A 24658-nucleotide genomic window follows, 5' to 3' on the forward strand; every position below is an offset into this window, starting at 1 on the left:
GCGGTTCACTCCGCCTCGGCGAAATACGCGGCAAGTGCCGCGATCTCCTCGTCGGACAAGCGCCCGGCCATCATCTGCATCACCGGATGCGGCCGGATCTTGCGCTTGTAGGCGTGCATCGCCACGACGAAATCCTCTTCCGGCCAGCCGGTGATCGCGGGGATGCCTTCGTCGGCCCCGTCGCGCCGGTGACAGGTCGTGCACTCGGATGACAGATATTCTCCGTAGGCCGGATCGCCGACAATCTCGAGGGTTTCCGGCGGCAGGTCCACTTCGCGCGGCAGCGCGGTGGGTTCGGCCTCGGGGATGTTGGCCGGATCCGCGGAATAGACCCGCAGATAGGCGAGCACATCCGCGCGGTCCTCCGGCGCATCCAGCCCGGCGAAGTTCATGCGCGTCCGGGACACGAGCGCGCGGGGATTTTCCAGATACGGATCGAGGGTGTCGAACGTCCACACTAGCCCGTCGGCCCCCATGCGCGCCAGCCCCTCGGAATAGCGGTAATCCGCGATCTCTCCGGCCTTGCGGCCGAAGATGTTGTTGAGATGGGGGCCGATGCGGTTCTCCGCACCGGCCCCGACCTGATGACAACTTGCGCAGTGACGCGCGAAAAGCGTGGCGCCACTGTCTGCATCGCCGATCGGGCGCGTTTCTTCCTCCGCATGGACACCGGTCGCAAGAAGCGTCGCGGCGAAAAGCGTTATCGAAAGAAGCGGCCCTTGCGTCATCAATTCTCCGAATAGGTCTTGAGATACTCGGTGACGGCAGCGATGTCCTCGTCGTTCCTGAGGCCCGCGAAGGCCATCTTGGTGCGCTGGACGTACTCTCGCGGATTGGCCAGGAACTTCGCCAGCGTCTCCTCGTTCCAGACGCCGCCCTCTTCGCCCATCTCGAGCAGGGTGTTGGAGTAGCGGAAGCCATCGATGCCGCCCATCTCGCGCCCGAAGAGGTCGTTGAGATGCGGACCTGTGCGGTTCTGCGCGTTCTCGCCCACCTGGTGGCAGGCCTGGCATTGGCGAAACACGCTTTCCCCGTCCTGGGCGAGGGCCATGTCGATCTCCATCGCGGCGGTCTCTGCCTCCGGTGCGGTCTCGGTCATGTCCCCAGTGTCCTCGGCGACGGCCGCCGTGTCCACTGTTTCTTCACCCGAAGATCCCGTCCCGGTCTGGGCCGCGGCTTCCTCCTGCTCGGGATCCACGGGCGTCACGCCAAGATCCGTGGCCCGCAACGTGATTTCGACCTCGTCCTTGCAGTTTTCCATGCAAGGCTCGGTCCGCCAGATCGTGTACTCGGTCTCCGGCCTGTCATCGATGATGAACCCGTCTGCGTTCGGCATCTCGATCTCGGCGAAGTTCTCGTTCGTGAGCACGAAGTCGTCTTCCACGAGGAAGTTCGAGTAGAGCAGGTAGGCCGTGATCGCGTAGACCTCGTCGGTGCTGAGCGACTGGGCGTTGCCGTAGGGCATGGACCGATGGACGTAGTCCCACACGGTCGAGAGATACGGCCAGTAGCTGCCGATGGTCTTGACCGGATCCTCGTTCGCCAGCGTGCCCTCGCCACCCGAAAGCGGCGGCCAGTTGCCCAGCCCCTCGGCGAAATCGCCGTGGCAGGCCGCGCAATAGGTCAGGTAAGCCTCCTCGCCCTCCATGACCGAGCCGGAGCCCGGCGGAAGGCCCTGGCCGTCGGGACGCACGTCGACGTCCCATGCCGCCAGTTCCTCGGGCGCGGCGGGGCGCCCGATCCCGTACCTGCCGTCATGGGTCGCCTCGTCCGCCTGCGCGGCGGCAACCATGAAGCCAAGATCCGGATTCGACGGCCCGGCCGAAAGACGCGGCGCGTCGGTGGGCATCGGGCTCACGAACCGGTCCGCGAAGTTGTGGGCCGCGATGAGCACGACCGCGGTGCCCGCGAGCGCCGTTCCGGTAAGCTTAAGAGACTTCGACATTTTCGGCCTCCCCGTTCGGCTTCACGTGCCAGGTCTGGATACAGTTGTTGTGGTAGATCGAGTTCAGCCCACGCACCTCGCGCAGCTGCGCCTTGGTGGGCTGGACGTAGCCCGTCTCGTCCATTGCGCGGGACTGGAGCAGCATCTCCTCGCCGTCCCAGTTGGTGTCGAGGTAGAAGCGGGTCAGCGCCTTCGGATCGCCCTGCTTGGCGAGCCGCGCGGTCTCCCACGTCTTGCCGCCATCCTTCGAGACGTCGACGCGGGTGATGCGGCCGTGACCCGACCACGCCATCCCGGTGATGACGAGCGGCCCGGCGCCGTGCGTGATCGGCATCTGCGGGCTCGGCGAGGTGATGACCGATTTCGCGTCCATCACCCAGGTCCACTTGCGCGCGGTCCCGTCCTCGAGAACGTCGGTGTATTTCGACGTCTCCTCGCGGCTTTCCACGGGGCCGTCCATGACCTCCACGCGGCGCAGCCACTTCACCCACATGTTGCCTTCCCAGCCCGGCACCACGAGGCGCACGGGGTAGCCGTGCTCCTTCCTGAGCGCCTCGCCGTTGGCCTTGAAGGCCACGAGAACGTCGTCCAGCGCCTTGTCCATCGGGATGGAGCGGCCGTTCGAGGAGGCGTCGGCGCCCTCGACGAAGACCCACTTGTCGGACAGATCGCCCGCGGCGTCGAGACCCGCCTCCTGCAGCAGCGTGCGCAGCGGCACGCCGGTGTATTCCATGTTGTGGATCATGCCGTGGGTGTACTGCGCGCCGTTAAGCTGCGCGCCGGCCCACTCCATGCCCGTGTTGGCCGCGCATTCGCAGAAATAGACATGATTCTCGCGCGGGAAGCGCTCGAGATCCTCGTAGGAGAAGACAAGCGGCGTATCCACGAGGCCGTTGATCATCAGCCGGTAATCCGGCTTGGCCAGCTCGATCGCGCCCGAATGGTGCCGCTCGAACGCACAGCCCTGCGGCGTGATCGTCCCCTCGAGCGCGTGGATCGGCGTGAAGTTGATCGAGCTGATCGTGTCGGCGGTCAGCCACTCCACGTTGCGGCGGATCACGTGATCCTCGAACTTGATCGGCATCCCGTAGGGCGTGGCGTCCACCGGATCGCCCCAGCCCGAGGCCCAGGGCTGCACGTCGGTGATGAGCGGGTTGGGGCTGGCGGCATGTCCGGCCTTCGCCGCCACGGCCCCTGCCCCGGCCGCCGCGGCGCCGGTCAGGAACTGCCGGCGCGATGGCTTCGGTCCCTTGAAGCTGGTCGTCATCTCTCCATTGCTCCTCTCAGATCATCGAATTCGCTTTTGTGAATTCGACAGGCAAACTCTTGTACCGTCGACGGGCCGGCACCGTCAGGTGCCGGTCACCGTGACGGAGGTGTTGGGCTCTACCTTCACGGTCCCCTTCTGGCGAACGTGATCTTCCACGACATCCCAGATCGGCGGGCCCTCTGTCCCCTCGTTGACGCTCGCCCAGCCCGCGACGACATAGGACCGCGCCGGATCGATCGGCTCGCCGGTCTTGAGCAGCGTCATCCCGGAGATGCGCTCGCCCTGCGGCTTGGAGACGTCGATGCGGTAGCCGAGGCCGCCGAGGCGCACCATGTCCCCGCCCTGCTGGTAGTAGGGGTCGGGGTTGAACAGGTTGTCGCCCACGTCCTCCAGCACGACCTTGAGGAATTCGCCGGTCATCTCGGTGCGGTAGGCGTTCGGGTAGGTCATCGAGGTCACGTTCCAGATATCCTCGCGGGTGATATCCTGGCCCGGGATCAGCGACGGCCCCCAGCGCACGCCGGGCGACATGGCGATCTCCGCGTCGCGCTGTTCGAGCAGCGCCTCGCAGATCAGGTCGTCCCAGGTGCCGTTGAAGTTGCCGCGCCGGTAGAGCAGGCTTTCGGTCTGGCCGATCACCTCGGAGAGCTGCGTCTCGAAGGGCGCGCGCTGTTCGTCCACCAGGGCGGTCATCTCCGCGTCGGGCTGGATCACGTCGGAGAAGATGGGAATGAGCTTGTGGCGGAAACCCATCATCTGCCCGTCGCGCACGTCGAGATCGACCCGGCTGACGAACTTCCCGTTGGAGCCGGAGGCGATCAGGATCGTGTCGCCCACGAGCACGGGCTCGGGCAGCGCATCATGCGTGTGGCCGGTCAGGATCACGTCGATGCCGGACACCTGGCCGGCCATCTTCTTGTCCACGTCGAAGCCATTGTGGCTGAGAACCACGACGAGCTCCGCCCCCTGGGCGCGGACCTCGTCCACCATCTCCTGCATGTGCTGGTCGCGGATGCCGAAACTGTAGTCGGGGAACATCCAGCCCGGGTTGGCGATCGGCATGTAGGGGAACGCCTGCCCGATCACCGCGATGTTCACGCCGCCGCGCTCGAACATCTGGTAGGGCGCGAATTCCGCCGCCGGCTCGTCCCACATCGCGTCGAAGATGTTCTGGCCGAGCGCCGCGAAGGGCAGCCCCTCGACCAGGTCGCGCACGCGCTCCTGGCCGAGCGTGAACTCCCAGTGGAAGGTCATCGCGTCGGGCCGCAGCGCGTTCATCACGTTGACCATGTCCTGGCCTTCGGTGTGATAGCAGGTGTAGCTGCCATGCCAGGTGTCGCCGCCGTCGAGCAGAAGCGCCTCCGGCCGGTCGCCCCGGATCGCGTTCACCACCGTGGACACGCGGTCCATGCCGCCCATCCGGCCATAGCTGCGCGCGAGCGAAACGAAATCGTCGTAGGTCAGCGCGTAGTGCGACGGGCTGCCATCCTCGATGCCGTAAAGCCTGCGGAACTCGGCGCCGGTGATGTGCGGCACCTCTCCCTTGTTGGGGCCAACGCCGATGTTGACCTCCGGTTCGCGGAAATAGATCGGCTTGAGCTGGGCGTGGATGTCGGTGACGTGGATCAGCGTCACGTTTCCGAACGTGTCGAAGTCCAGCAACTGGTCCTGCGTCAGCGCCTGCTGCGCGGCGAGCCTGGACCAGTTGCCGAAACCGGAGGCGCCGACAAGGGCCGAGGCGGCCATGCTGGCCTGCAGGAAGTCGCGGCGGGAAATCATCTGGGTGACGCTCCGTTGGTGTTCTCGGGGATAAAGGGTGACATGCCCCCTCCCGCGCACGGGAGGGGATATGCGTTTTTCAAGCCTTGCCGCTTACGCTTAGTTGCGGACCGACGGTCCCTCGACCGAAAGGCCGTTGCCGCGCGAGGCGACGTAGAGCTGCAGTGCGACGAAATCGTCGCTGCCAACGTCGTAGGGCACGCCGCGCGTGTCGCGGATGCAGCCGTTGAAACGGTTGTGCTGCGACACGAGGTTGGCCTGCTTCAGCCGGTAGACCGGGAAGCCGTTGGTCTGCCCCTGGCTCAGGTGGTCGGCGCGAATGTAGTTGTCGTAGTTGTCCTCGTGGCAGTTCGCGCAGGCAAGTTCGAGCTGGCCGTAGCGGGTGTAGTAGATCTCCTTGCCACGCTCCCACGTGTCCTCGACGGGCCCGTCGATGGCGACGTCGACCGTCATGCCGCGGGACACCGACGCGATCAGCGCCGTCATGTTCTTCATCGGCTGACTGTCCCAACCCCAGGCCTCAGCGCCCATACGCTCGGTCCGGCAGTCGTTGATGTACATCTCGGCCGTGTAGACCTTGCCCTTTTCCTCGTTCCATTTCGGCAACGATGCGCGAAGCCCGCGGAGCGATTCCGGCTCTTCGTGGCAGCTGGCGCAGGACTGGCCCGCGTCGCCTTCGACGGCGTTCCACGAGTCGCGTCCCTGGTCGACGAAGATCATCCCCGGGTTGTCGAAATCGTCCATCTGGAGCGCCTGGGTCTCTTCCGTCCGGAATGTCCAGCCCGAGCGTATCGAGCGCAGATGACCCTTCAGATGGTCCGGCGCGGCCGTCTCGGTGACCATTTCAATCTCGCCGTTGATGATCAGGTTCGCGTCGGGATCGGCCGCCCCCAGCGTGGGAAACGCGATCGCGAGTGCCGCCGCAGCCGTCAGTGCCTTGTATCTCATCCCTGTTCCTCCCTTGGGTTCCGCCCCGCGCCGCGCGCGGGGCAGCCTTTCGCACTTCGGCTTCAGCTGACCTCGACGGACTGCACGTCCTCGTAGACGGAGCCGTCGTCGTCGTACCATGTGAAGGTGAACTCGCCCGTCTCCGGGATCGTCGCCTCGAACTCGAAATAGGGGTTGGTCGAGATCGCGGGCTCCATGGTGACGTCGATCACGTTCTGGCCGTTGAAGTCGCACGTGAAGCGATTGATGATCGAGCGCGGGATCGTGTTGCCCTCGCTGTCCTTGCGCTGGCCCGACTCCATCTTGTGGCTGATGAGAGTCTTGATGGTGGCCACCTCGCCGGCCGAAGCCGAGCGCGGGACGCGGACACGCGGTTTGACGTTTTCTGCCATCTGTCTTGTCTCCTGATCTCTCAGCCGCCGCAGCCGCCGATGGTGACTTTCACTTCCTTCGAGGTGCGGGCGAAGGAACCGTCAGCCATCTTGGCCACCGCAACGACGTCCTGGGTGCCCGCAAGGCGGATCCGCGTGCTCGCGCGGCTCGCGCCGGCCAGCGGGCCGAAATGGAAGGTGGCGACGGGCGGGGTCGGGTTGCCTGCGGCCAGCACCATGATCGATGCCGCACCGTCGGCCGCGACCTCGATCGGAACCGTGTTGCCATTCTCGGCGATCTCTGGGGCGTTCAGCGTCACGCCGCCGTCGGCGACATCCGCGCCGCCGGTGAACTCCGCGATGAGCTCGTCCACGGTCGCCGCGAAGGCGCTGGCCGGCAGCACGGTGAGGGCCGCGGCCCCCGCCCCTAGCGCCAGGGTTTCACGTCTGGTGAAGTCCATCCTAATTCTCCTCTGATGGTTCCCGGTCGCCCCGATCACTCGTACTTGAGCGTCGACAGGAATGCGACCACGTCCTCGACTTCCTGCGCGCTCAGGAGCGGCGGAAGCGGTTCCTCGGCGGGCTTCTTGGTGAAGCCCTGGCCCGGACGGGTGAAGCCGGTCGTCTTGTAGTAGCCCGGCATGATTGTGCCCTCGTAGGTCTTCTTCGCATCCACGAGCAGGCCGCGAAGCTCCGCCGGCCCCCAGCGGTCGCCGACGCCGTCGAGCGGCGGGCCCACCTCGCCATGGAAGGGCGCTTCATTCAGCGCCGTGACCATGTGGCAGGAGATGCAGTTGCCCTGCGACTTGGTGACCATGATCTCGGCACCGCGCGCGGGATCGCCCTTCGTGCCCGTCAGCGAAGTTTCCACCGCGCCGTATTCGCCGAAAGTCACTTCCCCGGGCGCAACGACGTCTGCCGCCGAGGCGGCCCCGGCAAGCGCGGCGAAAGCGACCCCAGCCATCAAGTTCTGCGTAAGTTTCATATTCCCTCCCATGGCTATCCCGTCAGCGTCACGCCGATAGCACTGTATACCGTAGGCCACCGCGACCCAGTGACGCAATATCAAATTCACAGAAGTGAATTATTCGGGACAATGTTCGCGGTCAGTCGGCGCTCCCGTCGTTGCGTTCCTGGATGCGGCGCGCGTGATAGCGTTGAAAATCTTCATCCCCGTCAAGCTCGTAGCGCTTCTCGTTGACCCATGTGAGCATGTCGAGCGTGGTTCCCGCCGCGAAGGCCCCCGGCATGGTGACGACCGCCGCCTCGGGGGCGGTGGCGTCCTCGGGAACCTCCTCGGGCAGGAACATCAGCGTGGGCGTGAAGAGAATCCCCCACTTGCGCGCCATCTCGCGCTCCGTCCGCGTCTCGCCGTCGAAGTCGGTCACCTCGACCGCGCCATGCAGGTTGAGCTGCACGACGAAGAAGTTCTCGTCGATGTACTCGGCGATCTCGGGACGCGGAAAGACGTCCTCGTGCATCTTGGTGCAGTAGATGCAGCCACGCTGCTCGAAGATGATCGCGAAGCGCTTGCCCTCGGCGTTGGCCTCCTCCAGATCCTCGCGCAGGTCCTTGAAGGTGTCGCGCATCCACGCCGTCTTGTGCAGCCCGTCGTCGCCGACATTGGCCGCCGCCGCCGGCAGCGCCAGCAGCACCCCCGCCAGCGCACCCATCGCCCGTGTCGCAAGTCCCGTCATCCGCATCTCCTCCCTGTCATCGTTGACGTCGCTGCGGACCTCACCCGAGGCTCGTGAAGCCGGGAAAGGCCTCGATCATCCAGTTCGCGATCCAGTTTACCGTGTTCGTGGCGATGAGTACCGCGAAAACGATCAGCATGCCGCCCATCGCCTTCTCGACATATTGCATCTTGTTCCTGTGCCGCTGAACCCAGGCGAGAAAGGGCCGCGCGAAAAGCGCCGCGACGATGAAGGGCGCGGTCATGGCAAGGCCGTAGACCAGAAGCAGCAGCCCGCCGCGGAAGATGTCGCCCATGCCGCTCGCGATCATCAGGATCGACGCGAGCGCCGGGCCCACGCAGGGCGTCCAGCCGAAGCCGAAGGCCAGACCCATCAGATAGGCGCCCAGCATGGTCGAGGGCTCCGCGCCACTTTCCAGGCGCGCCTCGCGATAGAGAAACCCGATTCGAATGACGCCGAGGAAATGCAGGCCGAACACCGCCAGGATCGCCGCCGCCACGTAGGAAAGCGGCTGGCGCCACTGCGCGAACGCCTCCCCCACCGCGGTGGCGCCCATGCCCAGCAGCACGAAGATGGTCGTGACGCCCAGCGCGAACATCACGGAGCTGAGGACGAGCCGCCGCTGCGCGCCCGGCGGGATCTCGTCGTTCCCGCGCAGTTCGGTCATGGAGATGCCCGCCATGTAACTCAGGTAGAACGGCACCATGGGCAGGATGCAGGGCGTGAAGAACGAAAGCAGACCGGCGAGCGCAGCGCCTGCAAAGGAAATCTCGAGCATCGCCGCTCCTTGATCCATTCACATATTCAGAATACGTTGACTGACAGCTTGGCGTCAATCTACGGTATACATGCGCGTACAGCGATTTCTCATTGCGGCGGCCCTCGCCGGCCTTCCCGGCTTCGACGGCGGCCGCGCGGCAGAGCTTGTCATGGTCGAACAGCCGGGATGCAGCTATTGCGAGGCGTGGCATGACCAAGTCGCGCCGGAATATCCCAAGACCGCCGAGGGCCGTTTTGCGCCCCTGGTGCGCGTGCAACTGCGCGAGGGCGCGCCGGAGGGCGTGACGTTCGACCGGCCCGCCGTCTTCACCCCGACCTTCATCCTGGTGGAAGACGGCGAGGAGCTCGCCCGGATCGAGGGCTATCCGGGAGAGGATTTCTTCTGGGGGCTTCTCGGCCGGATGCTGGAAGATCACACGGATTTCAACGAGGGAGGAGACGGACAATGAAAAGAACGGTATGCGCGCTCGCGCTCGCCGCGGGGACGGGGCTGCCCGCCGCCGCGCAGGATGCATTCGTCGAATTCCGCGCGATCACGCCCGAACTCGCCATGCGCATGGCGACGGCCGCGCTGGAACACTGCCGCGCGGAAGGGTTCCAGGTCGGCGTCACCGTGACCGACCGCTTCGGCGTGCCCCAGGTCTTCGTGCGCGACCGGTTCGCCGGCGCCCACGTGCACGAGACCTCCTACCGCAAGGCGTGGACGGCGGCGAGTTTCGGGACGCCCACGACAGAGCTGTCCGAAGTGACCCAGCCCGGCGAGGCCACCTTCGGCATCCGCCAGCTGAGCGAGGCGCTCGCCCTCGGGGGCGGGCTGACGGTGGTCGCGGGCGAAGGTGACATGGTGGCCGCCATCGGCGTGTCCGGCGCTCCGACGCCCGCGCTCGACGACGAATGCGCCGAAGCCGGGATTGCGGCCATCGAGATGGACATCGCTTTCTGACAAAGCGCCACGCGCCGACCGCGCCAGGGTCGAGGAGGTCCCGTTGTCTCTTCCGGTTCTCAAGTCCGACATGTCCGAGGCCGAGCTCGACCGCATCGTCGAGAAGGCGGAGACGGCCTCGACGTTCCTCAAGGCGATCAGCCATGAGGGCCGCCTGATGATCCTGTGCCATCTGGTCACCGGCGAGAAGTCGGTGACCGAGCTGGAGGCATTGCTGTCGGCGCGGCAGGCGGCCGTGTCGCAGCAGCTGTCGCGCCTGCGCCTCGAAGGCCTGGTCGTTCCGCGGCGGGAGGGAAAGGCGATCTACTACCGTCTCGCCGACGACCGTCCCCGCAAGATGCTGGAGACGGTCTACGATCTCTTCTGCGCCGACGGCGACTGACCCGGCGCGCCGGGCCGGCCGCCGGACCGTTGCGCGCCGGTCTTCACGCCTGCATACTGCCCCGACGGGAGGATGCGGATGCTTGAGATGATCCCCGAAAGCTGGGCGGTCGCGCTGATCGGCGCGGGCGGCGGGATACTTCTGGGCCTCGCGGCGCGACTTGGACGCTTTTGCACGCTGGGCGCGATCGAGGATCTGCTCTACGGCGGCAGCGCGCGACGCATGCACATGTGGCTTCTCGCCATCGGCGTGGCCGTGACCGGCACTTTCGCGCTGACGGCGGCGGGCATCGTGCGCCCCGAGCTCAGCTTCTACTACGCGATCGAATGGATGCCGCTCGCCTCCATCCTGGGCGGCCTGGCCTTCGGCTATGGCATGGCACTCGCCGGGAATTGCGGCTACGGCGCCATCGCGCGGCTGGGCGGCGGCGACCTTCGCAGCTTCGTCATCGTGCTGGTGATGGGCGTCTCAGCCTATGGGGTGCTGATGGGCCCTCTCGCACCGTTGCGTGACCTGCTCTTCCCGCAACGCGACGTGACAGACGTCGCGCCCGCGCTCCCCGCGCTCGCCGAGGCGTGGACGGGGGTTCCGGCCGTGGCGATCGGACTTGGCGCGGGGCTGGCGCTTTGCGCCCTGGCGCTCGCATCGCGGGAGTTGCGCGGCGACGCCTCTTCGGTCTTCTGGGCTGGCATGGTGGGCGTGGCGGTGGTCGCGGGCTGGGCGGGCACGACCTGGGTGGCCACCACGGGCTTCGAGGCGCTGCCGGTCCAGTCGCATTCCTTCTCCGCGCCGGTCGGCGAATCGATCCTCTTCGCCATGACCGGCAGCGCGCGGCCGGTCAGCTTCGCGGTTGGTTCCATCGCCGGGGTGTGGGCCGGCGCTTTCATCGGCTCCCTCGTCAAGGGACATTTCCGCTGGGAAGCCTGCGAGGATCCGCGTGAGCTTCGCCGCCAGATCTTCGGGGCGATGCTGATGGGCGGAGGCGCCGTGGTCGCCATGGGCTGCTCTGTCGGTCAGGGCCTCTCGGCGTTTTCGGTTCTCGCGGTCAGCGCGCCCGTGACGCTGCTTTCGATCCTGGCCGGCGCGGCGCTCGGGCTGCGCCAACTCATCGAGGGCTTCCAGCCGGCCGAGTGAGCCCCCGGCTGCGTCCACAACGCCCCCTGCGACAGAATATCGTATTCCGTTTTTATTATATATCTTTAACGTAGGAACTGGAAACGCGCTTCAACGTCCCGAAAGGACCCTCATGCTCAAGACAGTCTTGAAGGCCGCCACCGCGGCCGCTTTCATCGCCGGCCCCGCAGTGGCCGAGATGGAAGAGAAACTCGTCACCGTCGTCACCTCGGAGAACCCGCAGACCCAGCTGATGAGCATGGTGCTGACCATGCAGGCGCTGCAAAAGGGTGCGGAGGTGCGCATCCTGCTTTGCGGGCCGGGCGGCGACATCGCGCTCGACGAGGCGCCCGACACCGCGACCGCCGGCCAGCCGCCGAAAGACATGAGCCCGCAGGGCCTGCTGAAGGCCGCGATCTCGAACGGCGCCACCGCAGAGGTGTGCGCGATCTACCTGCCGGGTCGCGGCGAAGGCCCCGAGGTGCTGATGGACGGCGTCGGCGTGGCGCAGCCCCCGGCGATGGCCGATGCGCTTCTGGACGACGGCGCCGCCGTCTGGTCCTTCTGAAGCATCAAGCGGCGGCCGGGCGCGCACGCGCGACCCGGCCCCGCGCCCCGAAGACAAGCCAGAGCGCGAGCGCAAGTTCGGCAACCAGCGGCACCATGTAGGCCGGGGCGAAACCCGCCGAGAGGCCCGGCGCGAGGAAGCGCAGCGCGCTCCCCGACAGATAGACGATCCCCGCCGCGCCGATCCCCCAGCCGAGCGCCGCCGGAAAGGCGGGATGCCGCAGGAGCAGCACGCCCGTCGCAAGGCAACTCCCCCCGAAGAAGACAAGCCCCATGTCGTAGGCATGGGCATGGAGCGAAAGAAGGAAGGGCGCGAGGCCGGCCGCCGCGCCCCCGTCGAGCGCAAGCGCCGCACCATGATGCAGCACGAGCCCCGCGCCCAGAACTGCCGCCTGCACGAGGCGCAGGCTGAACGCCATGAGCGCGAGCGCCTCGCCCGCCGGGCGCAGGATCACGAGAAGAAGCGCGCCCAGCACCACGTCCGAAAGCGCCATCAGCGTGTCGAGGAGAAGCGCGGCGCGCAACGCGGCCGCCGCCCCATCCGCGCCGCCCGGCAGCGCCGAGAGGTCGGCGAGCCCGGAGAGCGGTGCACGGAACACGGCCTCGGAGGAGAGGCCCGCCGCGATCAGGACGAGGTAGACGACGCCCGCGATACGGTAGGGCGCGGCGGAAGCTCTGGGCGTCATGGACGGTCTCCGGCATAGACGCGACGCCGCTAGGCTACACCGCCGCGACCCGCGGCGCTACGGCAAGGGCGCCCTACCCCGCCTCGGCCAGTCGCGCGACATAGCGCGCCAGCATGTCGACCTCGAGGTTCACTAGATCGCCCACCCGCACATCGCCCCAGGTGGTGACCTCCTTGGTGTGGGGAATGAAGTTGATGCCGAACTCGGCCCCCTCCACCTCGTTCACGGTCAGCGATGTCCCGTTGAGGGCGACCGATCCCTTCGGCGCGATGAAACGGGCCAGCGTCTCGGGCGCGCGCAGGCGCACCCGGGTGCTGTCGCCCTCGTCGGACACCGCGACCACCTCGGCCACGCCGTCCACATGGCCCGACACGATGTGCCCGCCAAGCTCGTCGCCCACGCAGAGCGCGCGCTCCAGGTTGACGCGGCGTCCCGGCGCCCAGTTCCCCAGACCGGTCTTCGACACGGTTTCGGCGCTCACATCGACCTCGAACCAGTCCTCGCCCAGCGACACGACGGTCAGGCAGACCCCGTCGCAGGCGATCGAGGCGCCGATCTCGATGCCGGAGGTGTCGTATCCCGTGGCGATCCGCGCGCGCAGATCGCCGCGCCGCTCCAGCGCGCGCAGCGTGCCCACATCCGTGACGATCCCCGTAAACATCGCGCATCTCCTTCTGCCGCGACGGACCTTATTTCCGTCCCAAAGCTGGTGTAGCCTGCCGTCGATCTAGCGGGCTCGAGGCCGGATGACCACCATCGCGACACCGCCATCCTCGCGCGTGTTCCTCTTCTTGCAGGGACCGCACGGGCCGTTCTTCGACGCGCTCGGCGCGATGCTGCGCCAGGCCGGGGGCATCGTCTGGCGCGTCGGCTTCAACGCGGGCGACCGGGCGTTCTGGCGCGACCGCGCCTCCTACATCCCGTTCCGGTCTCCCGTCGAGGCATGGCCCGCGGCGCTCGAACGTCTCGTGGCCGAAAAGGGGATCACCGACATCGTGCTCTACGGCGACACGCGACCCGTCCACGCCGTCGCGGTGGCGCAGGCGCGGGAGCGGGGGCTGCGCGTCCATGTCTTCGAGGAGGGCTATCTTCGCCCCTACTGGGTGACCTACGAGCGCGGAGGCTCGAACGGCAACTCGCGGCTGATGGACATGACGGTCGCCCGGATGCGGGCGGCGCTCGCGCATGGCGAGCTGGAGCAACCGCAGGCACCCGCGCGCTGGGGCGACATGCGCCAGCACATCTTCTACGGCGCGCTCTACCATGCCCACGTCATGCTTCGGAACGGCGGCTACCGCCATTTCCGGCCCCACCGCGATCTTCCGGTGACGCGGGAATTCCGTCTCTATCTCCGGCGGCTTCTCTGGATGCCGGCCCACGCGCTGGAACGTGCGCTGGCGACATGGCGGATTCGCCGCGGCGGGTTCCCCTATCACCTCGTGCTGCTTCAGCTCGAGCATGACAGCTCCTTCCGGGCGCATTCGCCCTTCGCCAGCCTGACCGAGTTCGTGGAGCTCTGCGTGCGCGATTTCGCGCGGGGCGCCCCGCACCACCATCACCTGGTGGTCAAGGCGCACCCGCTCGAAGACGGCCGCGCGGCCGTTCGCGCCGCGCTCGCGCGCGCGGCCGCGGCGCATGGCGTGGCCGACCGGGTGCACTATGTCCGCGGCGGCAAGCTTGCCCGGCTCCTGGCCGAGGCGCGCAGCGCCGTCACCGTCAATTCCACCGCCGGACAGCAGGCGCTCTGGCGCGGGGTGCCGGTGAAAGCCTTCGGGCGGGCGGTCTACGCAAAGCCCGAATTCGTGTCGGATCAGCCACTCGCCGCCTTCTTCGCGGCGGCCCGCCGGCCCGACACGCGCGCCTACCGGGAGTATCGCCGCTACCTTCTGGAAACGAGCCAGGTGCCGGGCGGCTTCTATGCCTCGGCGAGCCGACGGCAGCTCCTGCGGCATGTCGTGGACATGATGCTCGCGGCAGAGGATCCCTACGACGCGCTGGAACATGGCACCGCGGCCCCGAGGCAACAGTTGCGCGCGGTGATCTGATCCCGCCCGAGGGCAGGCTGGCCGTTTCGCCCGGTTGCCGGTAGCTTCGCGGGACAAGCAGAAGGCAGAAGAACCGGAGACGAGGCAGTGACATCGACATCGTTCCGCTGGGCGCGCGCCATCGCCCTGCTTCTCGTCGTGTCGCTGGCGGCGGGCTGCGGATTGCCGCGCTCCGGCCCCAGCAAGAACGAGATATTCGCCGGCTCCGAACAGCGGCAGGGCGACGCCTTCGTGATCGAAGTGAACGATCGCGTGACGCGCGCGACCTCTGTAATGCCCGCGCTGGCATTCCAGCAAGGGTTCGTGAACGCGGGCATCATCGGCTCGGACGTGATCCGGCCGGGCGACACGCTCGGCCTGACCATCTGGGAGAACGTGGAGGACGGGCTGCTGGCCGGCGAGACGGGCAATTCCACCGTTCTCGAGGAAGTGCAGGTGGATGCCGAAGGGTTCGTCTTCGTGCCCTATGCCGGGCGGATCCGGGCCGCCGGAAACACGCCCGAGGCCGTGCGCCGGATCATCACCCGCCAGCTGGCCGACCAGACCCCCGACCCCCAGGTCCAGGTGCGCCGCCTCGCCGGAAACGGGGCGGCGGTCTCGCTGGCGGGGGCCGTGGGCGCGCAGGGCATCTACCCGATCGAGCGGCCAACGCGCACCCTCTCGGCGATGATCTCGGCGGCGGGCGGGATCGCGATCCCGCCCGAGGTCGCGCTGATCAGCGTGATCCGCGGCGGGCACCGCGGAACCGTCTGGTTCGAGGATCTCTACGATACCCCCGAGTTCGACATCGCCCTGCGCGACGGCGACCGCATCCTCGTGGAACGGGACACGCGGTCCTTCAGCGTGCTCGGAGCCTCCGGCTCGCAGGCGCGCGTGACGTTCGAGAGCGAAACGCTCTCGGCGCTCGAGGCGCTCGCCCGGGTCGGCGGGCTGGCCACCAACTCGGCCGATCCCACGGGCGTCTTCGTGTTCCGAAACGAGCCTGCCGAGATCGCGAACGCCGTGCTGGGCCGCGACGACCTCGTCGGCGCGCAGCGCTTCGTCTACGTCCTCGACCTGGCGGAACCCAACGGCATCTTCGAGGCGCGCGACTTCCTGATCCGCGACGGCGATACGCTCTACGTCACGGAAGCTCCTTTCACCCAGTGGAGCAAGGTGATCTCCGCGATCACCGGATCGCTGGGCGTGGTGAACACGGTGGACACCGCCGCGTCGACCTTCTCCGGAAATTGACGGGCGACATGCCGCAGGCGCACACGCCCGGCGCCGGGGAGACTGCTCCCCGGCGCCTTTTCGTTTATAACGGCGGCTTCCTGCGCCGGCCCGCGCTCCGGCGCATCCTGGCGGCGGCCGGGTACCGCGTCACCACGGGCCTTCCCGGGCCGGACGATCTGGTGGCCGTCTGGGGGCAAAGCCCCACGGCACGGCGCGGCGAGGCCGTGGCGCGGCGGCGGGGCGCGGGGCTTCTTCGGATCGAGGACGCGTTCCTGCGCTCGCTCCATCCGGGGCGCTCGGGCGGCGAGGCGCCGCTGGGGCTGCTGCTCGACCGTTCGGGCGTGCATTTCGACCCGTCCGTGCCGTCCGACCTCGAGACGCTGCTCGCCACGCATCCGCTGGACGATGCGGCGCTTCTGTCACGGGCGCGGGACATCGTGGCCCGCCTACGCGGCGCGCATCTCACGAAATATGCCGCCGTCGATCCCGGCATCGCGCCACCCCCGCCCGGCTACGTGCTCGTCGTGGACCAGGTTGCCGGCGACGCGTCCGTGCGGGCAAGCGGGGCCGATCGCGGGCGGTTCCTCGAGATGCTCGCCTTCGCGCAGGAAGAGCACCCGGGCGCGCAGGTGATCGTCAAGACCCATCCCGAAACGCGGGAGGGACTACGGCCGGGCCACTTCTACGACGAGGATGCGCGCGGGCGCGTGACGCTTCACGACGAACCGATCTCGCCCTGGGTCCTTCTGGAGGGCGCGGTCGGGGTCTACACGGTCTCCTCGCAGCTGGGGTTCGAGGCGATCTTCGCCGGCCACCGCCCGCGCGTCTTCGGACAGCCCTTCTACGCGGGCTGGGGCCTGACCGAGGACGACCGTCCGGTACCCCGCCGGGAGCGCAGGCTCACCCGCGCCCAACTCGCCGCGGCGGCGCTCGTTCTCTACCCGGTCTGGTTCGATCCCTTCCGCGACCGCCGCGCGACGCCCGAAGAGGCGCTCGACGCGTTCGAGGCGGCGGCGCGCGCGTGGCGCGAGGACCGCAGGGGCTGGGTCGCCTCGGGCATCCGCCTTTGGAAACGTCCCGCGGTGAGCGCCTTCTTCCGCGGGCCGCGCGGCGTCGTCTTCGAGGACGACCCGGGCCGCGCCGCGCCGCGGGCCCGACAGGACGGCCGCCGCCTCATGGTGTGGGCGAGCCGGGCGGACGTGCTTCCCGAAGATGCGGTACAGGTGGAAGACGGGTTCCTGCGCTCGCGCGGGCTCGGGGCCGAGCTGGTGCCGCCGCTGTCGCTCGTCACCGACGATCTGGGGATCTACTACGATCCCGGCCGTGAAAGCCGGCTCGAACGGCTGATCGCGGCCTCGGCCGATCTTCGCCCCGACGAGCTTGCCCGGGCCGAGCGCTTGCGCAGGCGGCTGGTGGCCGCGGGCCTTACGAAATACAATCTCGGCGGGGCGCGCCCCGCGCTGCCGGACGGCCGGCGCATCCTCGTGCCCGGGCAGGTCGAGGACGACGCCTCCGTCAGGGCCGGGGCCGGAGCGCTGTGCACCAACCTCAAGCTGCTTCGCGCCACGCGGGAGGCGAACCCGGACGCGGTCCTGCTCTACAAGCCGCACCCGGACGTGGAGGCGGGCCTTCGGCCGGGCGCGCTGGCGCCGGAGGCGGTGCACGAGATCGCCGACGCGGTGCTGGAGCACGCCGACCCCGCCGCGCTTCTGGCCGGGGTGGACGAGGTCTGGACGCTCACCTCCGGCCTGGGATTCGAGGCGCTGCTGCGGCGCGTGCCTGTCGTGACGCTGGGCGCGCCGTTCTACGCGGGCTGGGGGCTGACCCGGGATCTCGGGCCCGTGCCGCCGCGGCGGCGTGCGCGCGTGTCCCTCGACGGGCTGGTGCACGCCGCGCTCATCGCCTACCCGCGATACCACGATCCCGTCACCGGACGGCCCTGCCCGCCGGAGGTGGCGCTCGACCGCCTGTCCGGGGGGCCCGGTCCGCGTCCCGGCCCCGCCCTGCGGACCCTCTCGAAGCTGCAGGGGCTCTTCGCGGGGCAGGCCCGCCTCTGGCGCGGTTAGCCAGGCGGGCCGACGGCGGCGGCGGCGTCGGGCTCAGGGTTTCTGCCAGACATGCAGGACATCGGCGCCGAGGGCGCGCGTCTCCATGAGGCGAAAGCGCGGCGCGTCCTCCAGCCGCTCCACGCCCAGCGCGCCGAAGACCGGCTGACCCTCCGCGCCGAGCGCGACGCCCGCTGTCACCCCGGCCAGCATGTCCACCAGATCGGCCGCGAGCAGCGAGGCCGCGAGCGCGCCGCCGCCTTCGCAGAAGACGCGCGTGATCCCCTCGCGCCCCAGGGCCTGCAGCACGGCATGGGGGTCGAGCTGCCCGCCCGACACCGCGCAAGGCAGCAGCCGCGCGCCCAACCCGCCCCAGGCGCGCACGAGCTGGGCGTCCGCATCCGCGCCATGACAGACCCAGACCGGCACGTCCCGCGCGGTCTGCGCAAGCTGGCCCATGAGCGGCAGATCGAGCCGGCGCGACACCACGACCCGCACCGGCTGATGGGCGACGCCAAGCCCCCGGACCGTCAGCGCGGGATCGTCGGCCCGCGCCGTGCCCGCCCCCACCATCACCGCGTCGTGGCGGGCGCGCATCCCGTGCACCCAGCGCCGCGCAGCGGCACCGGTGATCCAGCGGCTCTCGCCCGTCGCGGTGGCGATGCGCCCGTCGAAGGACGCGGCGAGTTTCAGCGTGACGAGGGGGCGCCCCTGCTCCACCCGGCGGAAGAAACCCGCATGATCGGCGCCCGCGGCCTCGGCCAGGACACCCGTCGTGACCTCCACGCCGCGGCGGCGCAACGCCTCGAACCCCTGCCCCGCGACGCGCGGATCGGGATCCGTCAGGGGCGCGACCACGCGCGCCACCCCCGCGTCGGCAAGGGCAAGCGCGCAAGGCGGCGTGCGGCCCCCATGGGCGCAAGGCTCCAGCGTGACGTAGGCCGTGGCACCCTGCGCCGCGGCCCCGGCCTCTGCCAGCGCCTCGGTCTCGGCATGGGGGCGGCCGCCGGGCCGGGTCCAGCCGCGCCCCACCACGCGGCCGTTTCGGAGGATGACGCATCCCACCGCCGGGTTCGGCCAGACGCGCCCCTGACCGCGCCGCCCGAGCGTGAGCGCCACGCGCATCCAGCGGGCGTCGCCCCCGGTCATGACTTGTCTTCGACCTCCGCGCCCATCTTCGGACGCAGCTCGGACATGAAGTCCTCGAAGTCCTCGACCGCCTGGAAGTTCTTGTAGACGGAAGCGAAGCGCACATAGGCCACGGTGTCGATCCGCGCCAGCGTTTCCATCACGATCTCGCCGATCACCTTGGAGGGGATGTCCGTCTCGCCCATGCTCTCCAGGCGGCGGACGATCCCGCTGATCATCTGGTCCACGCGCTCGGGATCGATCGGGCGTTTCTGCAGGGCGATGCGGATCGAGCGTTCGAGCTTGTCGCGGTCGAAATCCTCGCGCCGCCCGTTCGACTTGATGACCACCAGGTCGCGAAGCTGCACCCGCTCATAGGTAGTGAACCGACCCCCGCAGGCCGGGCAGAACCGTCGCCGCCGGATCGAGACGTGATCCTCTGCGGGCCGCGAGTCCTTCACCTGCGTGTCGATGTTTCCACAAAACGGGCAGCGCATGGGCCATCCCCCTCGGTTGTCTCTGCCTCTGCCTCTGGGGTGTTTCCCCCAGTTCGACACTATCACTATAGGCAGGCCGCCAGATCGCGGGTAGCCCAAAACAGGACGCGCCATATCTCCTTTCCGGGCCGTTGCAATCGCGCCCCTCCGGCGCGGGGCCGACGTCGCGCGCGGCCTTTCCCGGCGGCGTCCCGCCATTAGCCCGCAAGCGCGCGATCGCGCGCCGGACGCCCCTCGGCATCGAGGCGTCGCCGCCTGGCAGACCTTCGACGATTTGGCGGAACTCGGCCGCGCGAGGCCCCGCCCGCGGCCCCGTCGTCGATCTGGCGCGCGCAAGAAAACAAGGCCCGGCCCGAAATTGGCGGGCCCGCCTGCCCGGGGAACTCCTTGTCGAAGACAACAAAGGACGGTGCGCCACCCGCAGCAAGGAGGCGCGCCGTGCGCGGATCACCGCCACGCGACTCGCTCAGACGAGGCGGCGCGGGCCGGTCTCAGCTGTCGAAGATGCGCATGCCCTGCTGGTCGATCAACATCCGGGCCTTGCGAAGCGAGGCGTCGCGCGCGGTGTCCTCGTTCTCGATGGTGTCGGCCCGGATCATCCGGTGCACCTTCACCTCGCCGTCCACCTCTGTCTCGATGCGCGCGCCGACGCGCCACCCGGCGCCGTCGCGCACGGGCTCCGCGAAGATGCGGAAGCCGTCATGCTCCACCGGCTCGGGCCCGGCTTCTGGCCGGGGCTCGGGCGCGCCGCCGCCGCCGAAGAGACGCGACAGGATGGACATGCTACTGATCCAGGAACGAGCGCAGCTTGCGCGAGCGGCTCGGATGCTTGAGCTTGCGCAGCGCCTTGGCCTCGATCTGGCGGATGCGCTCTCGGGTGACCGAGAACTGCTGGCCGACCTCCTCGAGCGTGTGGTCGGTGTTCATCCCGATGCCGAAGCGCATGCGCAGCACCCGTTCCTCGCGCGGGGTGAGCGAGGACAGCACCCGCGTCGTCGTCTCGCGCAGGTTGTCTTGGATCGCGGCGTCGAGGGGCAGGACCGCGTTCTTGTCCTCGATGAAATCGCCGAGCTGGCTGTCCTCCTCGTCGCCGATGGGCGTTTCGAGGGAGATCGGCTCCTTGGCGATCTTCATCACCTTGCGGACCTTCTCGAGCGGCATCTGGAGCTTTTCCGCCAGCTCCTCCGGCGTGGGCTCGCGGCCGATCTCGTGCAGCATCTGGCGCGAGGTGCGCACCAGCTTGTTGATCGTCTCGATCATGTGCACGGGGATGCGGATGGTGCGTGCCTGGTCCGCGATCGAGCGGGTGATCGCCTGGCGGATCCACCAGGTCGCATAGGTCGAGAACTTGTAGCCGCGGCGATACTCGAACTTGTCCACGGCCTTCATCAGGCCGATGTTGCCTTCCTGGATCAGGTCGAGGAACTGCAGGCCGCGGTTGGTGTATTTCTTGGCGATGGAGATCACGAGACGCAGGTTCGCCTCCACCATCTCCTTCTTGGCCTGCCGGGCCTCCTTCTCGCCTTTCTGGACCTGCGCCACGATGCGGCGGAATTCCGAGATGTCGAGGCCGACATACTGGCCCACCTGCGCCATGTCGGCGCGCAACTCGGCCGCCTTGTCGGCGGAGCGCTCGAGGAAGGACTGCCAGCCACGGCCGGGTTTCTGAGAGATACGCTCGAGCCAGGTGGGATCGAGTTCGTAGCCGCGATAGGCGTCGATGAAGTCGCGCCGGTTGATCCGCGCCTGGTCGGCGAGTTTCACCATCGCGCTGTCGATGGACATGATCCGGCGGTTGATGCCGTAAAGCTGGTCGACCAGCGCCTCGATGCGGTTGTTGTGCAGGTGCAGCGAGTTGACCAGCTGCACGATCTCGGCGCGAAGGGTCTGATAGGCGGTCTCTTCGGTGTCGCTGAAGGCGCCGTCCTCGTTCAGCGTCGCCGAGATGCGCGCGTCCTGCATGTGACGCAGCTTCTCGAAATCCTCGGCGATGCGGTCGAGCGTCTCGAGCACGCGCGGCTTCAGCGCCGCCTCCATCGCGGCCAGCGACATGTTGGCCTGCTCTTCCTCGTCGTCCTCGTCCTCGCGCGCGATCGGGTTGCCGTCGGCGTCGAGTTCGGGCTGCTCCTCGGATTGCGCGCGCTGCGCCTGGGGTTGAGGCTGGGCCGCCACGGTCCCGCTGTCGACCACGGGGGCGTCCGCCTCCTCGTCACCGAGCTGGTTTCCGAAGGTCGTCTCGAGGTCGATGACGTCGCGAAGCAGAATGTCCTCGGACAGAAGCTCGTCCCGCCAGATCGTGATGGCCTGGAAGGTCAGCGGGCTCTCGCACAGCCCCGCGATCATCGTGTTGCGGCCGGCCTCGATCCGCTTGGCGATGGCGATCTCGCCTTCGCGCGACAGAAGCTCGACCGAGCCCATCTCGCGCAGATACATGCGCACCGGGTCGTCGGTGCGGTCGAGCTTCTCGCTTTCGGACCCGGCCACGGCCACGTCCTTGGAGGTCGACGCCTGGACCAGATCGGTCGAACCCTTGTCGTCGTCCTCCTCGACCTCTTCCTCCTCGATGATGTTGATGCCCATCTCAGAGAGCATCGACATCACGTCCTCGATCTGCTCGGACGAGACCTGGTCGGGCGGCAGAACCTGGTTGAGCTGGTCGTAGGTGATGTAGCCGCGCTCGCGCGCCTCGCCGATCATCTTCTTGACCGCTGCCTGGCTCATGTCGAGCGTCAGGGCGGCCTCCTGATCCTGGTCCTCGGGCTTGCGGTCGTCGGTATCCTTGGCGGCCATTCAGATCTCCCGGCTGACAGGGTCGATTCGGTTAACGCGAATCAATAGCGCGGCGCGGCGATTCGGACACCCCGCGCAGGTCGGTTTTTCGCGGGCTGTCGTGGCCCGACCTCACTTGCGGCCCTTGCTGTCCGCAATACTGTCGAGCAGCGCCCGAAGCCTGTCTCGTTCGGCTCGGCTGACGCGGGCGCCGTTTGGGCCAGTTTCATACTCGACCTTGTCCTCATGTCCAATGCGCGTGGCGCGGTGGTTGGCCTCTGCTGCCTGGCCAAGACGCCATGTCAGCGTCTCGTCGGCCACCTGCGCCAGATCCTCTTCCGCTTCCCGGATCTCCATCTGCAGCCCGCGAATCGCGTCGAGCTTTGCGAACTCCTCCGACAGTGTCTGGCGCGCCAGCTCCACATCCCCCGGCCGGCGCAGACACGGCGTTACCGCCACATGGTCCGTGGCGGCCAGCCTTTCAAGGGGCTCTGTCCCGAGCGTCGCCTCGATCGCCGCGCGCAACTCCGCCGCGTCGGCATCAGGGCGGGCAAGCAGCGCCGTGCGCAGCGCGTCGTGATCGGGGTCTCGGCACTCCAGCGCCTCGAGCGGTGCGGCCACCTCCTCGATCAGCGCGGGATGGGCCAGCAGCGTGGCCAGAATCACCGCCTCGCGCAGATGCCCCGTCACCTCGTCCCCGGCCGAGACCAGCAGCGACTGCCGCGTGCTGGACATCGGCGACAGGGATCGCTGGCCGCTGCCAGGGCGTACGCGCCCGCCGAATCCTTGCCGCGCCGGGCGGAAAAGCTCCCAACGCAGGGACCGGAAGGCCTCGCCGTAATGCGTGCGGATCGACGGATCCCGGATGCGGCCCACCGCGGCGCGCAGCGCCTTGTCGAGCGCGGCCCTGCGCTCGGGGCTGTCGAGCGAGCGGCCCTCGGTCTCGCGCCGCCAGAGCAGGCGCACCATCGGCAGCGCCTCGTCGAGGAGCTTGCGCAGCGCGGTCGGCCCCTGCGCGCGCAGCAGATCGTCCGGATCCTGCCCCGGCGGCATCAACGCGAAGCGCAGCCCCTTGCCCGCCTCCAGAAGCGGCAGCGCGAGATCGATCAGGCGATAGGCGGCCTGAAGCCCGGCGCGGTCGCCGTCGAGCGCGACCACCGGTTCGTCCGCGATCCGCCACAAAAGCCCCAGCTGGGTTTCCGTGATCGCTGTTCCGAGCGGCGCCACCGCCGCCTCGAACCCGTGGGTGACAAGTGCGATCACGTCCATGTAGCCCTCGGCCACGACGAGCGGCTGCCCCTTGCCCGCCGCCTCGCGCGCGGGGGCGTGGTTGTAGAGGTTGCGCGACTTGTCGAAGAGGGGCGTCGCGGGAGAGTTGAGGTATTTCGCGCGGGCTTGCGGGGACATCGCCCGCCCGCCCAGGGCGATGGCACGTCCCCGCGGATCGCGGATCGGAAAGACGATGCGGTCGCGGAAGCGATCGTAGGGCGCGCCGCCATCGTCGGGCCTGGCGCAAAGCCCGGCCTCCACGATCAGGTCGTCCGCCACCCCCTTGTCCCGGAGATGACGGTAAAGCCCTTGGCGCGCGTCCGGCGCGAAGCCGATCTCGAAACGCGACAGCGCAGCGTCGTCGAGGCCGCGGCGGGCGAGATAGGCCCGCGCCTCGGCCGCCGCGCCGGTGGAGAGCTGGAGCCGGAAATGCCGCACCGCCTGCTCCATCACGTCGGCGAGCTCGGCGTTGCGGTCGGCCTTCTCCTTCGCCTTCGGGTCACGGGCGGGCATCGGCAAGCCCGCCTCGCGGGCGAGGATCTCGACGGCCTCCATGAAATCGACGTTTTCCGTCTCGCGGACGAAGGAGATGGCATCGCCCTTCGCGTGACAGCCGAAGCAATAGTAGAAGCCCTTGCGGTCGTCGACGTGGAAACTGGCCGTCTTTTCCTGGTGGAACGGGCACGGCGCCCACATGTCGCCCTTGGCCTGGTTCGATTTCCGGTTGTCCCACAGAACCTTGCGGCCCACGACCTGCGCGAGGCTGGTGCGGGTGCGCAATTCGTCGAGGAATCCGGGGGGCAGGCTCATGGCCCGAATATCGGCCGCACGGGCGCCTCTGTCCAGCGTCGCCCGTGAAAGGATCAGGCAGCGCCGCGGCCGTTCGGGGTCACTGGTTCCGGCAGGCGGCCTCGTACGTGTCGGCCACGTCGGCGCCGAGCTGCCCCTCGGGAAGCGACCAGACCCATTCCACGATGAGCGGCACCGCCTCTGCATAGGCCTCGGCCCGGCCTTCGAGCGCGCCGGCCACGGCCTGCGTGGCGGCCTCGGGCGCCTCTCCCGCGCTTCGCTGCTCCACCGCCGCGGCGACGATGCTCGCCTGTGCGGCACAGTCCTCCGGACCGGTTTGCGCGGCGGCGGCCAGGGGGGTGAAAAGCGCGGCGGCGACAGTCAGGGTCAGGCGGGTCATGGAACCTCCTCGGGATGCAT

Annotated in this window: 26 protein-coding genes; 8 read left to right on the forward strand and 18 right to left on the reverse strand. The window is 68.5% G+C overall.

All coding sequences use genetic code 11. The features are described 5' to 3' along the window. Positions 1-5: 5 nt before the first annotated feature. The 10 genes from AB6A66_RS09635 to AB6A66_RS09680 all read right to left on the reverse strand — a co-directional run bounded on the left by AB6A66_RS09635 (position 6) and on the right by AB6A66_RS09680 (position 8788). Positions 6-728 (reverse strand): c-type cytochrome, encoded by a 723-nt coding sequence (locus AB6A66_RS09635; RefSeq protein WP_371039175.1) that lies wholly within the window; start codon positions 726-728, stop codon positions 6-8. Continuing rightward, positions 728-1945, reverse strand: a complete 1218-nt coding sequence (locus AB6A66_RS09640) for a c-type cytochrome (RefSeq protein ID WP_371055702.1) — start codon at positions 1943-1945, stop codon at positions 728-730. The genes AB6A66_RS09635 and AB6A66_RS09640 overlap by 1 nt, the downstream gene beginning before the upstream one ends. Continuing rightward, positions 1929-3212 carry a sulfite dehydrogenase gene (soxC, locus tag AB6A66_RS09645; protein ID WP_371055703.1) on the reverse strand — a complete coding sequence of 428 codons (1284 nt, stop codon included), beginning with the start codon at positions 3210-3212 and terminating at the stop codon, positions 1929-1931. The genes AB6A66_RS09640 and soxC overlap by 17 nt, the downstream gene beginning before the upstream one ends. 84 nt (positions 3213-3296) lie before the next feature. Then, positions 3297-4994: a thiosulfohydrolase SoxB gene (gene soxB / locus AB6A66_RS09650; protein ID WP_371055704.1), complete on the reverse strand. Its 1698-nt coding sequence runs from the start codon at positions 4992-4994 to the stop codon at positions 3297-3299. A gap of 99 nt (positions 4995-5093) precedes the next feature. Further along, positions 5094-5942 carry a sulfur oxidation c-type cytochrome SoxA gene (gene soxA / locus AB6A66_RS09655; RefSeq protein WP_371039179.1) on the reverse strand — a complete coding sequence of 283 codons (849 nt, stop codon included), beginning with the start codon at positions 5940-5942 and terminating at the stop codon, positions 5094-5096. A 62-nt stretch (positions 5943-6004) separates the two neighbouring features. Further along, a complete protein-coding gene (soxZ, locus tag AB6A66_RS09660) occupies positions 6005-6334 on the reverse strand; it encodes a thiosulfate oxidation carrier complex protein SoxZ (RefSeq protein WP_371039180.1) in 330 nt (109 codons plus the stop codon). 20 nt (positions 6335-6354) lie between these two features. Continuing rightward, positions 6355-6774, reverse strand: a complete 420-nt coding sequence (gene soxY, locus AB6A66_RS09665; RefSeq protein WP_371039181.1) for a thiosulfate oxidation carrier protein SoxY — start codon at positions 6772-6774, stop codon at positions 6355-6357. Positions 6775-6809: 35 nt separating this feature from the next. Next, positions 6810-7277: a sulfur oxidation c-type cytochrome SoxX gene (gene soxX, locus AB6A66_RS09670; RefSeq protein ID WP_371039182.1), complete on the reverse strand. Its 468-nt coding sequence runs from the start codon at positions 7275-7277 to the stop codon at positions 6810-6812. Between the two features lie 142 nt (positions 7278-7419). Continuing rightward, positions 7420-7986 (reverse strand): thioredoxin family protein, encoded by a 567-nt coding sequence (locus tag AB6A66_RS09675; RefSeq protein WP_371039222.1) that lies wholly within the window; start codon positions 7984-7986, stop codon positions 7420-7422. 64 nt (positions 7987-8050) lie between these two features. Further along, positions 8051-8788 (reverse strand): cytochrome c biogenesis CcdA family protein, encoded by a 738-nt coding sequence (locus AB6A66_RS09680; protein ID WP_371055705.1) that lies wholly within the window; start codon positions 8786-8788, stop codon positions 8051-8053. Between the two features lie 70 nt (positions 8789-8858). Between AB6A66_RS09680 and AB6A66_RS09685 the strand changes: the two genes are divergently transcribed. The 5 genes from AB6A66_RS09685 to AB6A66_RS09705 all read left to right on the forward strand — a co-directional run bounded on the left by AB6A66_RS09685 (position 8859) and on the right by AB6A66_RS09705 (position 11796). Beyond that, on the forward strand, positions 8859-9239 hold the full coding sequence (locus AB6A66_RS09685; protein ID WP_371055706.1) for a thioredoxin family protein: 381 nt from the start codon (positions 8859-8861) through the stop codon (positions 9237-9239). After that, positions 9236-9733: a heme-binding protein gene (locus tag AB6A66_RS09690; RefSeq protein ID WP_371039185.1), complete on the forward strand. Its 498-nt coding sequence runs from the start codon at positions 9236-9238 to the stop codon at positions 9731-9733. The genes AB6A66_RS09685 and AB6A66_RS09690 overlap by 4 nt, the downstream gene beginning before the upstream one ends. 70 nt (positions 9734-9803) lie before the next feature. Next, the gene (locus tag AB6A66_RS09695; RefSeq protein WP_371039223.1) at positions 9804-10115 is read left to right on the forward strand and encodes an ArsR/SmtB family transcription factor; all 312 of its coding nucleotides are present in this window, start codon (positions 9804-9806) and stop codon (positions 10113-10115) included. Positions 10116-10193: 78 nt separating this feature from the next. Further along, entirely contained in the window at positions 10194-11249 is a 1056-nt protein-coding gene (locus AB6A66_RS09700; RefSeq protein WP_371055707.1) for a YeeE/YedE family protein, read from the forward strand. 112 nt (positions 11250-11361) lie between these two features. Then, positions 11362-11796: a hypothetical protein gene (locus tag AB6A66_RS09705; protein ID WP_371055708.1), complete on the forward strand. Its 435-nt coding sequence runs from the start codon at positions 11362-11364 to the stop codon at positions 11794-11796. Between the two features lie 4 nt (positions 11797-11800). On the opposite strand, the gene AB6A66_RS09710 is transcribed toward AB6A66_RS09705, so the two are convergent. Then, the gene (locus tag AB6A66_RS09710; protein WP_371055709.1) at positions 11801-12481 is read right to left on the reverse strand and encodes a DUF4386 domain-containing protein; all 681 of its coding nucleotides are present in this window, start codon (positions 12479-12481) and stop codon (positions 11801-11803) included. Between the two features lie 73 nt (positions 12482-12554). Further along, a complete protein-coding gene (locus AB6A66_RS09715) occupies positions 12555-13142 on the reverse strand; it encodes a riboflavin synthase (protein ID WP_371055710.1) in 588 nt (195 codons plus the stop codon). An 85-nt stretch (positions 13143-13227) separates the two neighbouring features. Between AB6A66_RS09715 and AB6A66_RS09720 the strand changes: the two genes are divergently transcribed. The 3 genes from AB6A66_RS09720 to AB6A66_RS09730 all read left to right on the forward strand — a co-directional run bounded on the left by AB6A66_RS09720 (position 13228) and on the right by AB6A66_RS09730 (position 17807). Then, positions 13228-14526, forward strand: coding sequence for a capsule biosynthesis protein (locus AB6A66_RS09720; RefSeq protein ID WP_371055711.1), 1299 nt, complete (start codon positions 13228-13230; stop codon positions 14524-14526). Positions 14527-14613: 87 nt separating this feature from the next. Continuing rightward, positions 14614-15759, forward strand: coding sequence for a polysaccharide biosynthesis/export family protein (locus AB6A66_RS09725; protein WP_371055712.1), 1146 nt, complete (start codon positions 14614-14616; stop codon positions 15757-15759). An 8-nt stretch (positions 15760-15767) separates the two neighbouring features. After that, entirely contained in the window at positions 15768-17807 is a 2040-nt protein-coding gene (locus tag AB6A66_RS09730; RefSeq protein WP_371055713.1) for a capsular polysaccharide biosynthesis protein, read from the forward strand. Between the two features lie 33 nt (positions 17808-17840). On the opposite strand, the gene ribD is transcribed toward AB6A66_RS09730, so the two are convergent. The 6 genes from ribD to AB6A66_RS09760 form a co-directional block, all read right to left on the reverse strand. Continuing rightward, positions 17841-18935, reverse strand: a complete 1095-nt coding sequence (gene ribD / locus AB6A66_RS09735; protein WP_371055714.1) for a bifunctional diaminohydroxyphosphoribosylaminopyrimidine deaminase/5-amino-6-(5-phosphoribosylamino)uracil reductase RibD — start codon at positions 18933-18935, stop codon at positions 17841-17843. Continuing rightward, positions 18932-19411: a transcriptional regulator NrdR gene (gene nrdR, locus AB6A66_RS09740; protein WP_371039194.1), complete on the reverse strand. Its 480-nt coding sequence runs from the start codon at positions 19409-19411 to the stop codon at positions 18932-18934. The genes ribD and nrdR overlap by 4 nt, the downstream gene beginning before the upstream one ends. Positions 19412-19902: 491 nt before the next feature. Continuing rightward, entirely contained in the window at positions 19903-20193 is a 291-nt protein-coding gene (locus tag AB6A66_RS09745; protein WP_371055715.1) for an HlyU family transcriptional regulator, read from the reverse strand. A gap of 1 nt (position 20194) precedes the next feature. Next, positions 20195-22201, reverse strand: a complete 2007-nt coding sequence (gene rpoD, locus AB6A66_RS09750; RefSeq protein WP_371055716.1) for an RNA polymerase sigma factor RpoD — start codon at positions 22199-22201, stop codon at positions 20195-20197. Between the two features lie 111 nt (positions 22202-22312). After that, positions 22313-24259: a DNA primase gene (gene dnaG, locus AB6A66_RS09755; RefSeq protein ID WP_371055717.1), complete on the reverse strand. Its 1947-nt coding sequence runs from the start codon at positions 24257-24259 to the stop codon at positions 22313-22315. Positions 24260-24338: 79 nt separating this feature from the next. Next, positions 24339-24638 (reverse strand): hypothetical protein, encoded by a 300-nt coding sequence (locus AB6A66_RS09760; RefSeq protein ID WP_371055718.1) that lies wholly within the window; start codon positions 24636-24638, stop codon positions 24339-24341. Positions 24639-24658 lie beyond the last annotated feature (20 nt).

The organism is Rhodosalinus sp. K401 (assembly GCF_041365735.1).
Lineage (GTDB): Bacteria > Pseudomonadota > Alphaproteobacteria > Rhodobacterales > Rhodobacteraceae > Rhodosalinus.